This window comes from Halomonas sp. TA22 (assembly GCF_013009075.1).
Lineage (GTDB): Bacteria > Pseudomonadota > Gammaproteobacteria > Pseudomonadales > Halomonadaceae > TA22.
The window spans coordinates 2,504,616-2,517,084 of the sequence record NZ_CP053108.1 but is presented as its reverse complement, the minus strand read 5'-3'; the positions used below and the strand labels follow the sequence as shown (position 1 = coordinate 2,517,084).

Genomic DNA, 12,469 nt, shown 5'->3' with positions numbered 1-12,469 from the left:
CACGGCTGGCTGGGCCTAGTCACAAGAGAGGCCCAGATTGCTGATACCGCCGTTACGCCCAAGCTGCCGCAGGGACTTGAGCGCGTCGCGATCAAGCGGGCTCTCCACCGCCTCCAGCACAGCCTCCTGGAAATCGCGCTCATCGGCCATCAACGGGTGTTCGCGCACCAGGGCGGCCAGGCGGACATCGTCCTCCTCGCCCTCGGTGAGCTCGATGAAGGACCTCACCCCGCCACGCGAGGCGAGACTGACCTCGAAGACCGCCTCGGGCGACCCGCCACGCAACACGTCGAGTATCGACGAGAGCGCCACCACCGCATCCAGAGCGCGTCGCGCACCGAAGCTGTCATCCTCGGCCGGCGGCTCCAGCTCGGCGAGTTTCTCGGCCTGGCGGTCGAAGTCGATCTTCGCCTCCTTGACCAGTAGCCGCTCCCAGACCAGGTCGAGAATCACACGCAGCCCTGCCGGATCACCCACCCCGGCAGTCTCGGCATAGAGCCGGTAATTGGGCAGCAGTCGCTCGCAGAGGGCCGCCATGAATGCCAACGCCTGGCGCTCGTCGAGCTGGCGCAGGCGCTGATTGAAACCTCCAGCAGTGGGGCTCATTGAATCTCCTTGCATTACATGAAGCGCATCATGGCCATAGATGATCGGCTTCGATACGGCCACGCGCGTCGAACAGGATACCTTCATTGCGCAACTTGCTACGCTGGCGGTCAGCCCCATCATGCTCGGTGACCCGCCGCGAGGCGTTGATGACCCGATGCCAGGGAAGCCCGTGCCCCGGCGGCAGGTGCCGCATCGCCGAACCCACCATGCGTGGGGTGGCACCATCGGTCATTTTCGCCACACGGCCGTAAGTGGTCACCCGTCCGGGCGGAATCTGCGCCACAATAGTGTAAATCTGCTCAAGCAGTTCAGGCCTGGCCATGTTATCGCCCTGCCTGACCGGGAAGACACTGGACGAGTCCCGCGCCTCTGTTCACCATGGAATCATCATGCATATCTATTTCCTGCAACACGACGATCGAATCGGCCCCGCCCGCCTCACCGACTGGTTGACCGGCATGGGCCACAGTTACAACGGCTGTCGGCTGCATGCCGGTGAGCTACCGCCGCGGCTGGAGGATTGCGATGCCCTGATCATCCTCGATGCCCCGATGGATCTCACCGAGCGCGATGCGCCTTGGCTCAAGCGCGAGCGCAAGTTGATCGCCCGCGCGCTGAAGAGCGGCAAGCCGGTGCTGGGCCTCGGCTTCGGCGCCCGACTGATCGCCGAGGGCCTCGGCGCCATCACCTCGCGAGGCACCTATGCCGAGATCGGCTGGCATCGTGTCGACCTGGCACCGGAGAGCGCCTTCGATCTACCCGAACAGTTCGATGCCTTCATGTGGCATCACGATATCTTCGGGCTACCTGACGGCGCCTTGCCGCTGGGTGGCAGCGAGGCAAGCCCGTTACAAGGGTTCTCCTGGGACGCCGGTCGCGTGATCGCCCTGCAGTGCCATTTGGAAGCGACTGCGCAAAGTGCGGCCGCCCTGCTCGATCACACCCCGCCAAACGCTACGGGAAGTACCGCCTATGTCCAGTCTCGCGAGCAGATCCTCGAGAGCCCACGCCGCTTCGACCAGCTCGCCTCGCTGCTCGACCGGGTCCTGCTGCGCTGGCTAGGTAGCGTGACGTTCTGACCACTCGCGCGCTGCCGCCAGACAGCTCTCCCAGTCGCCCACGTGGAGAAACTCATGTTCGCTCTTCTCGAGCTGATGGCGATAGAGCGGGTCGTAGTACTCCGTGAGCAGCGGCGCAAGCCAGGCTTCATGGGCCTGGCGGTCGCCCCGCGCATGCTCGCGGAAGGCCAGCGCCTGCAAGCGCTGAAGGCGCTGAAGGCGTGCATGACCAAGGCGCTTCCTGAGCCGTGCCAGCGCCGAGGAGAGCTGCTTGCGCATCAATGACCAGCCTAGCCACTCCCCGTATTGGCGGCGATAGACCTCCCACAGATCGTCGATATAATCCTTACGGATCTGGGCCAGGCGCCAATCCAGCGGCATCTCGACACGTAGACGTGGGGCCTGCTCCATGGTGCGCCAGAAGGCAAGGGGGACATTGACCGCGCCGATATGGCGCGACTCGTCCTCGACCACGCAGGGGCCATCGATGCCCAGCAGCCCCATGCCCATGGCATGTTCGAAATCGATCTGCGATGGCGACTGCAGCGGGTGGCGGCCGAAGGCCGACCCCTTGTGACGTGCGCATGCCTCAAGATCGAGGCCATTGTCGAGACGCTGGATCAGTGCCGTCTTGGCACAACCGGTCAAGCCTCCCACCACCAGCATCGGCCGCTCGGCAGCGGCGTCGACACGCAAGCACAGCTGATGGCGCATCGCCTTCCAGCCGCCACGGATGCGCGGTCGCTCCACACCACTTTCGGCCAACCACTGCTGGGCGATCTGTGAGCGCAGCCCACCACGAAAACAGTAGAGGATCGCCTCGGGGCTCTCGCTCACGGCATGGCGCCAGGCATCGGTGCGTGCATGCTTGATCCGTCCCGCCACCAATCGCTCGCCCAAGGCGATGGCGGCCTGCTGGCCCGACTGCTTATACGTCAGTCCCACCTGTCGGCGCTCCTCGTCATCCATCAGCGGGAGGTTGATGGCCCCGGGCAGCGCCCCTTGCGCGAACTCGACCGGGGCACGTACATCGATAAGCAGACGTGATTCACGCAGTAAGCCGAGTTCCGGCTCGACGAGCGGTAGGCTCATCCACGAACCTCGATCAGGGCGGGACCTTCCGCCTTGATAATCTCACCGAAAGGCTCGAGTGCGATCTTGTGCGTGCGCCCGATGCTCTCCACATCATCGGACCAGGCGGGATCGACCGCGATCAGCAAGCCGCCCGAGGTCTGCGGATCGCACAACCACTGCCAGTGCGGCTCATCCATGCCTGGCAGACGCTCGCCCAGCGCCTGGCGGTTGCGCAGCGTGCCGCCGGGTATTGCGCCCTGCCGGCGATAGGCCTCGGCCTCGGCAAGCCTCGGCAGGCGTCGGAAGTCGATGCGCGCCGCCACGCCGCTGGCACTGCAGATCTCTCCAAGGTGCCCCGCCAGACCAAATCCCGTGACATCGGTCATCGCGTGAACGCCCTCGACCCGCGCCAGGTCGATACCGATCCTATTGGCTTTGAGCATGGTCTCGCGAGCCAGGTCGTGGTGCCCCTCCTGCAGTAGCCCTTTCTTCTCGGCGGTGGTGAGCATGCCGACGCCAAGCGGCTTGGTCAGGTAGAGCAGATCGCCGGGCTTGGCCCCCTTGTTGAGCTTGAGATGCTCGAGGTCGACCAGACCATTGACGGAAAGACCGAAAATCGGCTCCTGGGAGTCGATGGAGTGGCCTCCGGCCAGTGCCAGCCCCAGCTCACGGCATACCGCCTGAGCGCCGGCCACCACGTCGCCGGCGATATCGGCACTCAGCTTGTCGAGTGGCCAGCCGAGGATACCCAGTGCCATCACCGGTGTGCCGCCCATGGCGTAGACATCGCTGATGGCATTGGTCGCGGCGATACGGCCAAAATCAAAGGGATCGTCGACGATCGGCATGAAGAAATCGGTGGTGGCGATCATTCCACGGCCGTCGCCCAGGTCATAGACGGCGGCATCCTCACGCCCTTGGTTACCGACGATCAGCCGCTCGAGATTCGAGCTAGGACCTGCCTTGGCCAGAATAGCGTCGAGCACGTCGGGGGCGATCTTGCAGCCGCAACCGGCTCCATGACTATATTGGGTCAAGCGAATGGTACTCATTAGGCTCTCCTTGCGTTTATCCGTATAGGCACTCTGATCACAGGCTATAAGGCTTCGATCGCCTCAGCCAGCTTGTCGACGGCGATCACCTCCATTCCCGCTGGTGCGCTCTTGGGCGCATTGCCGCGGGGCACGATGGCGCGGGTAAAGCCATGTTTGGCGGCCTCGACGATGCGCTCCTGACCACTGGGCACCGGGCGGATCTCACCTGAGAGACCAACCTCGCCGAACACCACCAGCTCCCGCGGCAGCGGCCGATTCTGCAGGCTGGAGACGACCGCCAGCAGCACCGCCAGGTCCGCGCTGGTCTCGAGCACCTTCACGCCCCCCACCACGTTGAGAAAGACGTCCTGATCGCCGGTGAACAACCCGCCATGGCGGTGCAGTACCGCGAGCAGCATGGCCAAGCGGTTGGGGTCGAGCCCCACCGCCACGCGCCGGGGATTGCCCAGTGCCGACTCGTCCACCAGCGCCTGCACCTCGACGAGGATCGGACGCGTGCCTTCCCATACCACCATCACCAGGCTGCCGGCACTCTGCTCCTCGCTGCGTGACAGGAAGATGGCACTGGGGTTCTTCACCTCTTTTAGACCATGCTCGAGCATGGCGAAGACCCCAAGCTCATTGACCGCGCCGAAGCGGTTCTTCTGGCCGCGCAGGGTGCGAAAGCGAGTATCGGCGCTACCCTCGAGAAGCAGCGAGGCGTCGATCATGTGCTCGAGCACCTTGGGGCCGGCCAGGGAGCCATCCTTGGTGACATGCCCGACCAGCAGCAGCACCGTATTGGAGTGCTTGGCAAAGCGAGTCAGCGCCGCCGCCGACTCGCGCACCTGTGCCACGCCTCCCGGCGCCGAAGCAATATCCTCGAGGTGCATGGTCTGGATCGAATCGATGATCAGCACTTCGGGGCGCTCGCGTTCGGCCACGCCGAGGATCGTCTCGACGCTAGTTTCAGCAAGCATCTTGAGCCCTTGAACGGGCAGTTGCAGGCGGTGCGCGCGCATCGCCACCTGGGAAAGCGACTCCTCGCCGGTGATGTAGAGCACACGCTTGTGTTGCGCCAGCTTGCAGGCGGTCTGCAGCAGCAGGGTCGACTTGCCCGCCCCGGGGTTGCCGCCGAGCAGTACCGCCGATCCCGGCACCAGTCCCCCACCCAGCACACGGTCGAACTCGCCGAAGGTCGAGGAGAAACGCGGCACCTCGGAGAGGTCCACGGCAGAAAGATCGATGACGTCTCGCGAGACGATCCCGGCATAGCCGCTACGCCCGGCGGTTGCCGCCGGCGCGGCACCAGGGCGTGGAGGAGCGAGACGGATCTCGCTTAGCGTGTTCCATTCCCGGCAGCTCGCGCATTGCCCCTGCCACTTGCTGTATTCGGCACCGCACTCGGTGCAGACGAAGGCACTCTTCGCTTTGGCCATGTCGCCCGCTCTCTAGAAAATGATGGCCATTCTACCGCACTCTCACGATGAGCAAGGCAGGACCAGACCAGAAATGCAAAGGCGGCCCGTAGGCCGCCAGGTAGGGCTGTTGCACGAATTACTGACGCTGTAACTGCAGCATTTCATTATTCTCGAACTGGCGACGCTGGGGGTCGATCAGCTCGAGCGTGGCGTCATCGACACGCAGGAAGTAGTAGATCTGTCCTTCGCCATCCGGCGTCAGCTCGTAGACTGTCGCTGAGGGATCGGAAGCGGTGCCGCTCAGGACTTCCCAATTACCCGTATAGTTTTCATCCGGAGGGCTCTGAGGATGCTCACGATAGCTGGCCTCGAGCGTGAAGGTGCGCTCGTCGATGTCGCCATACTCATCGCCCATCATTTGAACCTCGATATCGATACCCGCGCAATTACGGCATGGCAGCGTGCCATGGTAGGTCGCTACGTCATCCATCGCGGCATCTGGCGCGCCGGGCTCCGTCGGGCCAGTGGCACAGCCAGCCAGCATGGCGAGCATGGCGGAACCGGCCAGCAATGTCCTGATCTGCATGAGAGTCCTCCTAACCAATGGGTCAAGTGTCGCAAAACGCGACATCTACTTCACAGCATAACGACAAGAGCGGCGCACGGACAGTTCCGCGCGCCCAGGAAGGCAAAATCAGCGCTCCTGCTAGGCCTGGAGACGCGGATAATCGACATAACCCTCGGCACCGCCACCGTAGAAGGTGGCCGGATCCGGCTCGTTGTACTCGGCATCGCGCTCGAAGCGCTCGACCAGGTCCGGATTGGCGATATAGGGGCGCCCGAACGCCACGGCATCCGCCAGTCCCTCGCTGATCAGGCGCTCGGCACGCTCAGCGGTATAGTGGCCGCAGTAGATCAATGTGCCGGGGAACTGGTCACGCAGCGAACGGCGAAACCCCTCCGGCAGCTTGGGCCCGTCGCCGGTCCAGTCCGGTTCATTGATGTGCAGATAGGCGATCTTGCGCTCGGCCAATTGTGCGGCAAGATAGTCGATCATCTGCTGCGGCTCGTCGTCGCTCAAGCCGAAGATCTCGATAAAGGGGGACAGACGGATGCCCACCCGATCGGCGCCCATCACCTCGCTGACGGCATCCACCACCTCGAGCACCAAGCGGGCACGATTGACCACGCTGCCACCATAACGGTCGCTGCGCTGGTTGGAACCGGTGGCCATGAACTGTTGCAGCAGGTAGCCATTGGCCGCATGTACTTCGACCATATCGAAACCAGCTCGTTTGGCATTGCGCGCCGCATGCCGGTAGTCCTCGATGATGCCGGGAATCTCCTCCGTCTCAAGGGCTCGCGGCGTACTGGTGGGGTGCTGACCGGCACTGCCATCGTCGAACTCGACGAAGCAATTGGCGCCTTCGGCACGCAGCGCGCTGGGAGCGACCGGCGCCTGCCCCTCAGGCTGCACCATCTCATGGGAGATGCGCCCCACATGCCACAGCTGCAGTGCGATACGCCCCCCCTCGCGATGCACGGCATCGATCACGCCTCGCCAGCCTTCTACCTGATCATCGCTCCAGATTCCGGGGGTATAGACGTAGCCGCGTGCCGTGGGCGAGATATTGGTCGCCTCGCTGATGATCATGCCGGCACTGGCGCGCTGGGCGTAGTACTCCTGCTGCAGCTCGCCGGGAACGGCATCGGGGGTACGTGAGCGGGTCAGTGGCGCCATGATCACGCGATTGGGCAGTTCCGCTTGCCCCATGCGCAGCGGTGAAAGCAGGGTAGGGTAATTCATCTCTCTCTCCATTGATCGAACGTGTACTAGAGATAGGGTCGTTAGTACACTAATCAACCCCTACCGCACGAATTCCTTCCACTCGGGAGCCGCTGCTACACCACTAATATGCGTAAACGAAGAGCAGGCCAAGCACCAACGGCATCACGATCAGGCTGCCAAGATTACCGATCAGCACTATCGAAGCCACCTTGTGCGGCTCCTGGCCATATTGCTCGGCCACCAAGTAGTTGAGTACCGCGGGCGGCAACGCCGCGAAGACCCACAGTGAAATTGCCTGGAGCCCCTGCAGATCCAGTAGCCAGATCAGTGGCGCGGCCAGTATCAATCCACTCAGCGGGCAGAGCACCGCCCCCAGCGTACCGAGCCGCCAGTCACTGAAGTCGATATCCAACATTCGCACACCCAATGCAAATAGCAGCAACGGAATGCTGACGCCCCCCAGCATCTGCATGGCTTCCATCAGCCATCCCGGTAGCGGCACACCGCCCAGATTGACGCTCAGTCCGGCAATGCTCGCCAGTACGATTGGCATGCGCAGAAGTCGCCACAGCGGTGTTGCCGGGCTGAGCATGTAAAGCCCCACGGTGAAGTGCAGCATCATTTCGACGATGAACAGCACCACTGCCGCCGGCAGTGCCGTCTCGCCAAAGGCCAGCACCAACAAGGGTATACCGATATTGCCCGAGTTATTGAACATCATCGGCGGCAGGAAGGTCTTGATATTCAGTCGCCACCAGCGCGCCAAGGGCCACAGCAGGACGCCCGAGCCCAGCACCACCACGGCCGCGGCAACCGCCAGCCCGGCATACTCCTGGAGCGGAGCCTGACGGTCGGCAAGCACCGAAAACACCAGCAACGGGACGAACAACTCCATATTGAGCGTATTGAGACCGCGTATATCCGGAGTACGAAAGTAGCCGTAAAGGGCACCGCAGCCAGCAATCAGAAACACTGGCAAGAGCGTGGCGAGAATCTGTGCAATCATGACCTACTCCCTTGATGGGCAGCCAGGCTAGCACAGCCTTCGCTTGCGCGGCTCACCGGGCCGGGTCAACATGACCAAAGTGCTAACCGCCCACCAATGCGAGTGACCATGAGCAAGTTCTGGAGCCCCACCGTTCGCGAGCTGACTCCCTATGTCCCTGGAGAGCAGCCCCGTGAGCGCCTGATCAAGCTGAACACCAATGAAAACCCCTATCCACCCGCGCCCGGCGTAGGACAGGTACTACGCGACTACCCCACCGATCATCTGCGACTCTACCCAGACCCCGAAGCGATGGCACTGCGCAGCGCCCTTGCCAGGGAGCACGGTGTCGAGATTGAGCAGGTATTCGTGGGCAACGGCTCGGACGAGGTGCTGGCCCTCGCCTTCCAGGCATTCTTCTGTCAGGAGAGGCCACTTTCGATGCCGGATATCACCTACAGCTTCTATCCGGTCTACTGCCGTCTATACGACATCGACTACCGGACCCTACCGCTTGATGAGTGGCAGGTGCCGTTGGATGATATCGACCCCAAGAGCGGTGGTGTGATCTTCGCCAATCCCAATGCCCCCACCGGGCATGGTCACGGCCGTACAGCCATAGCCTCAATGCTCGAGCGCGTTTCCGAGTGCGTGGTGCTGGTCGATGAAGCCTACGTGGATTTTGGAGGGGAGAGTGCGGTGCCATTGATCGAGCGCTACCCTAACCTGCTGGTCACCGGCACCTTCTCGAAGTCGCGCAGCCTGGCTGGGATCCGGCTGGGCTACGCGATCGGTTCACGAGAACTGATCGAGGGGCTCGAGCGGGTCAAGAACTCCTTCAACTCCTATCCCATCGACAGCCTGGCCAGTGCCGTGGGCGTGGCCGCGCTCGAGGACAGCGCCCACTTCGAGGCCTCCCGGGAGAAAGTCATCATTACCCGCGAGCGCACACGCCGTCGGCTGGAGGCACTCGGCTTTGAGGTACTGCCGTCCCAGGCCAACTTCGTATTGGTTCGTCATCCCGACTATGACGCCGGCCAGCTCTTTCTCGGCCTTCGCGAGCGCGCCATTCTGATACGTCACTTCAATACCGATATGCTGCGTGACTTCATGCGCATCTCCATCGGTACCGATGACGAGATGGATAGCCTGATTGAGGCGTTAGAGATATTGATTACTTGATTTACCGGCTTCGCGGGCTCGCCGTGGCGAGCCCGCGAAGCAAAGAGACAATTACGGTAAAGGAGTGCTCTCTAATTCAGAAACGGAAAAACTCCGGCCATGAGGCCAGAGTTTTCGGCACAAGACAAGCCATGCTCGTCTCTACAATATGGAGCTCATGGACGGAATTGAACCGTCGACCTCACCCTTACCAAGGGTGTGCTCTACCCCTGAGCTACATGAGCAAACTTACGCAATACCACACATCAGTACTGGAGCGGGTAGCGGGAATCGAACCCGCACCATCAGCTTGGAAGGCTGAGGTTCTACCATTGAACTATACCCGCCTATCCACTTTCGCTGCCGAACTCACACTATCACGAACGACAAGGCGTCTCGGCGAAACTGGTGGAGGGGGAAGGATTCGAACCTTCGAAGCTTTCGCGGCAGATTTACAGTCTGCTCCCTTTGGCCACTCGGGAACCCCTCCAGGCCGCGGCTAATTCTACCGCTTTTCACAATGCTGTCAACTGCTTAGCAAGCAAAATTCCAACCTACCAGCTGGCTGGTCACTGTGAACGCGCGAAATTGTGTCAAAGCAGCAGGGATAATGCAAGGCTTGCGCGAATTTTTTCCAGGGCAACCGGTGCCGGCACCTCCGGTGCGCCCGACATCTTGCCCGCCCTCTCGGCCACTGTCATCGGAAAGCACGCTTCCAGGCCACCATACACCATGTCAGGCCACAGGGCGTGGGGAACCCGCAGGCCCTGCGAGACGACGCGAGCATCGCCCCCCGTCAGCAGCAAGGGCAATGCCACCCCTTCACGATCGCACACCTCGCTGTAGATGCGGTTTACGGCGCTCACCGCTGCCATGAAGATACCATGGTTGACCGCCTCCACGGTATTCCTGCCTGGCGCAAGTAACTCATCGGCTTCACTGTCCGGGTCAATTGCCACATTGCGGGTGCCAAGCTTCAGGCTCTCCTTCATTAGCCGCAAGCCTGGCAAGATATATCCTCCCAGGTGTCGCCCTCCCGGTAACACGAAGTCGATGGTAATCGCGCTGCCACAGTCAACGCTGCAGCAGCCGCCCACCAGCTGGTAGCTGGCCAGCGCCCCCATCCAGCGGTCCACCCCCAGCCTGGCCGGGTCTCGATAGCCGTTAATCACCCCAAGTGCCTCGGGCACGGAGCGCGCGACATGCACCACCCCTACCCGGCGATGCAGCAGGGCCACGGTCTCTCGAAGAACCGCCTGCCGCGCCACACTCGAGATACGCACTGCCTCGACCACGTCCAGGTCAGGGATATCCGAGCCCGGCCGCCACTCTTCACGCGTCCAGACCGCACCACGCGAGCGGATCTCACTGCTGTCGCTATCCTTGAGGCGCCACTTGGAGAGTGTATTGCCGATGTCGAGATCCAGAATCATTGGCGGCCACGCACACTGATTTCGCCACCTGCCAGTCGCTCAACTCTGCCTTCACTCGTCACCATGAGATTTCCCGACCCATCGATGCCCTCCACTCTCGCGACCCGACGTCGGTCACCCTGTATCACATCCACCTCCTGTCCAGCATGGGCATTACGCTGACTCCAGGCCTCCTGCCAGGCAGCAAAGCCCTGCTGTTCAAAGCGAACCAGCATCTCGAGAAGCCCCGTGATCAACTCAGCTGCCAACTGATTGCGGGAAAGTTGGGGAGCGACGTCATGTACCGCCGCCACGGGCTGATCGATACCACTGCGCTCGGCCGGCAACGTCACGTTGAGCCCCAGGCCGATCACCACCTCGCATGGCCCTTCTAGGTCGCCACTTACCTCAAGCAGTATGCCCGCCAGCTTGTGTGGCTTCCCATCGCACATGAGCAATACGTCGTTGGGCCACTTGAGCATTACCTTCAAGCCATGTCGCTCGAGCACCTCGGCCACCACCACACCGACCGCGAGGCTCAGACCCTCTAGAACGCTGGCCCCACTCTCGAAACGCCATCCCAGCGACATCAGCAGCCCCCTTCCCCATGGGCTGACCCAGGAGCGACCACGCCGACCGCGCCCCTGCGTCTGCGACTCCGCCAGGCACACCTCGCCATGCCCCGCACCCTGAGTAAAACGGTCACGAAGGAAAAGATTCGACGAGGGCAGGTTCTCTTTGACGAAAAGGCGGGCGAGATGGCGCCGGCCATGGCTCGGCAGGTGAGCGACAATCGTCGAACCCTCCAGCAGCTCCATGGGCTCCGCCAATCGATAGCCGAGCCCCTTGACGGCTTCCAGTGGAATTCCCATCGCCTCGAGCTTCTTGAGCTGCTTCCAGATCGCCGTGCGCGACACCCCAAGCTGTTCGCCCAACTGCTCACCGGAATGAAAATCGCCGTCGCTCATCAAGCGAATCAGCTCACCAATGGTCATGACAACTGCCCTTGATGGGAAAACGCCCATTCTATCGGATGCCACCCACCGCCGGGAACGTTAGCGACCAAAGTGGTTAGCTTTTTGCTGCATAAGCAGACACCCTGGGGCAGGCAAGAGATGCTGGTCCGTATCGCGGCGGTGGGCATGGTGGCTGGCCAATCTGCCCTATCCCCCCCCGGCCATAAAAAATGGCCGACATCAAGCCTTTCGTGAAAGAAACACGAGACTTAAAACCATATGCGGAGCAAGAGGTTAGCTCTGTCTCTGGCCGCTTGAAGGAAGTGCAGCGTTGTGGCCAGGGAGCCATATAGGAGCCCCAAGAAAGCGAGCAGGATCGTGCAGTAGCGGTAAACTTTGTCATGGTAGCGTAGTGGCTCGTAGGCTACAGTAGTGTCAGACACCATGCTGCCATCTAGCTGATGGCTTTACTCGACCATTCGGCATAAGGGGGCGGTCCATGGGCAAGAAACTTGATAAGGCCGTCGACATTTGGGAAACGTTGACGAGCGATCAGATTGACCGTGCTGGGCATTCTGCTGCGCGCGTCGTATCTGCGCGAAAAAAGGGCGTCGCGGACTCAGCCATCGCCGCTCAGTTGACAGAAAACTCGCAGCGAAACAATCTGAGCGATCCGGAGACCTTTACCGCCACCGACGTTCAGTCTGTTGCGAAGTTCTTCCACGCAAACCGCACTCGTCCGGCGATGACGAAATCCGAGACAAGCGGGTTGATCGAACTGGCCGATGGTTCAACATCGCCATCCAGGGCTAAGACTCCGGACGGGCTGTTACCGACGTAAAAATAACGGGGCCTCACGGCCAAGGTGTTAGCCCCCAGGATCCATAATGAAGCCCACCATGAATTCTTTCATGGTGGGCTTTTAATTCTGTACGCCGCCAGTACGGCTACTCAAGTCACCACCCGCCCA

The 12,469-nt window shown here is 61.7% G+C and carries 13 protein-coding genes and 3 tRNA genes; 3 read left to right on the top strand and 13 right to left on the bottom strand.

Translation table 11 applies throughout. The annotated features are described in order from the left end of the window. Positions 1 to 15: 15 nt before the first annotated feature. The gene (locus HJD22_RS11895) at positions 16 to 606 is read right to left on the bottom strand and encodes a YjaG family protein (protein ID WP_208654695.1); all 591 of its coding nucleotides are present in this window, start codon (positions 604 to 606) and stop codon (positions 16 to 18) included. 28 nt (positions 607 to 634) lie between these two features. Next, on the bottom strand, positions 635 to 931 hold the full coding sequence (locus tag HJD22_RS11890) for an MGMT family protein (RefSeq protein WP_208654694.1): 297 nt from the start codon (positions 929 to 931) through the stop codon (positions 635 to 637). A gap of 67 nt (positions 932 to 998) precedes the next feature. Between HJD22_RS11890 and HJD22_RS11885 the strand changes: the two genes are divergently transcribed. Next, entirely contained in the window at positions 999 to 1,688 is a 690-nt protein-coding gene (locus HJD22_RS11885; protein WP_208654693.1) for a type 1 glutamine amidotransferase, read from the top strand. On the opposite strand, the gene mnmH is transcribed toward HJD22_RS11885, so the two are convergent. The 6 genes from mnmH to HJD22_RS11855 form a co-directional block, all read right to left on the bottom strand. After that, a complete protein-coding gene (mnmH, locus tag HJD22_RS11880) occupies positions 1,668 to 2,759 on the bottom strand; it encodes a tRNA 2-selenouridine(34) synthase MnmH (RefSeq protein ID WP_208654692.1) in 1,092 nt (363 codons plus the stop codon). The two genes, HJD22_RS11885 and mnmH, sit on opposite strands and share 21 nt — an antisense overlap. Further along, the gene (gene selD / locus HJD22_RS11875) at positions 2,756 to 3,793 is read right to left on the bottom strand and encodes a selenide, water dikinase SelD (protein ID WP_208654691.1); all 1,038 of its coding nucleotides are present in this window, start codon (positions 3,791 to 3,793) and stop codon (positions 2,756 to 2,758) included. Before selD ends, mnmH begins: the two co-directional genes overlap by 4 nt. Positions 3,794 to 3,837: 44 nt before the next feature. Next, positions 3,838 to 5,214: a DNA repair protein RadA gene (radA, locus tag HJD22_RS11870; RefSeq protein WP_208654690.1), complete on the bottom strand. Its 1,377-nt coding sequence runs from the start codon at positions 5,212 to 5,214 to the stop codon at positions 3,838 to 3,840. Between the two features lie 118 nt (positions 5,215 to 5,332). Then, positions 5,333 to 5,782: a copper resistance protein NlpE N-terminal domain-containing protein gene (locus HJD22_RS11865; RefSeq protein ID WP_208654689.1), complete on the bottom strand. Its 450-nt coding sequence runs from the start codon at positions 5,780 to 5,782 to the stop codon at positions 5,333 to 5,335. 120 nt (positions 5,783 to 5,902) lie between these two features. Further along, positions 5,903 to 7,003, bottom strand: coding sequence for an alkene reductase (locus HJD22_RS11860; RefSeq protein ID WP_208654688.1), 1,101 nt, complete (start codon positions 7,001 to 7,003; stop codon positions 5,903 to 5,905). A 103-nt stretch (positions 7,004 to 7,106) separates the two neighbouring features. Beyond that, on the bottom strand, positions 7,107 to 7,991 hold the full coding sequence (locus HJD22_RS11855) for an AEC family transporter (protein WP_208654687.1): 885 nt from the start codon (positions 7,989 to 7,991) through the stop codon (positions 7,107 to 7,109). Positions 7,992 to 8,099: 108 nt separating this feature from the next. Between HJD22_RS11855 and hisC the strand changes: the two genes are divergently transcribed. Then, the gene (gene hisC, locus HJD22_RS11850; RefSeq protein ID WP_208654686.1) at positions 8,100 to 9,152 is read left to right on the top strand and encodes a histidinol-phosphate transaminase; all 1,053 of its coding nucleotides are present in this window, start codon (positions 8,100 to 8,102) and stop codon (positions 9,150 to 9,152) included. A gap of 149 nt (positions 9,153 to 9,301) precedes the next feature. Here the strand turns inward: hisC and HJD22_RS11845 are convergent. The 5 genes from HJD22_RS11845 to HJD22_RS11825 form a co-directional block, all read right to left on the bottom strand. Beyond that, positions 9,302 to 9,376, bottom strand: a tRNA-Thr gene (locus HJD22_RS11845). 28 nt (positions 9,377 to 9,404) lie between these two features. Then, a tRNA-Gly gene (locus tag HJD22_RS11840) sits at positions 9,405 to 9,478 on the bottom strand. 59 nt (positions 9,479 to 9,537) lie between these two features. Next, positions 9,538 to 9,621, bottom strand: a tRNA-Tyr gene (locus HJD22_RS11835). A gap of 103 nt (positions 9,622 to 9,724) precedes the next feature. After that, positions 9,725 to 10,564 carry a type III pantothenate kinase gene (locus HJD22_RS11830; RefSeq protein WP_208654685.1) on the bottom strand — a complete coding sequence of 280 codons (840 nt, stop codon included), beginning with the start codon at positions 10,562 to 10,564 and terminating at the stop codon, positions 9,725 to 9,727. After that, entirely contained in the window at positions 10,561 to 11,538 is a 978-nt protein-coding gene (locus HJD22_RS11825; RefSeq protein ID WP_208654684.1) for a biotin--[acetyl-CoA-carboxylase] ligase, read from the bottom strand. The genes HJD22_RS11830 and HJD22_RS11825 overlap by 4 nt, the downstream gene beginning before the upstream one ends. Positions 11,539 to 11,998: 460 nt before the next feature. Here HJD22_RS11825 and HJD22_RS11820 point away from each other — a divergent pair, with 460 nt between their 5' ends. Then, positions 11,999 to 12,340: a hypothetical protein gene (locus HJD22_RS11820; RefSeq protein WP_208654683.1), complete on the top strand. Its 342-nt coding sequence runs from the start codon at positions 11,999 to 12,001 to the stop codon at positions 12,338 to 12,340. The last annotated feature ends 129 nt before the right edge of the window (positions 12,341 to 12,469 follow it).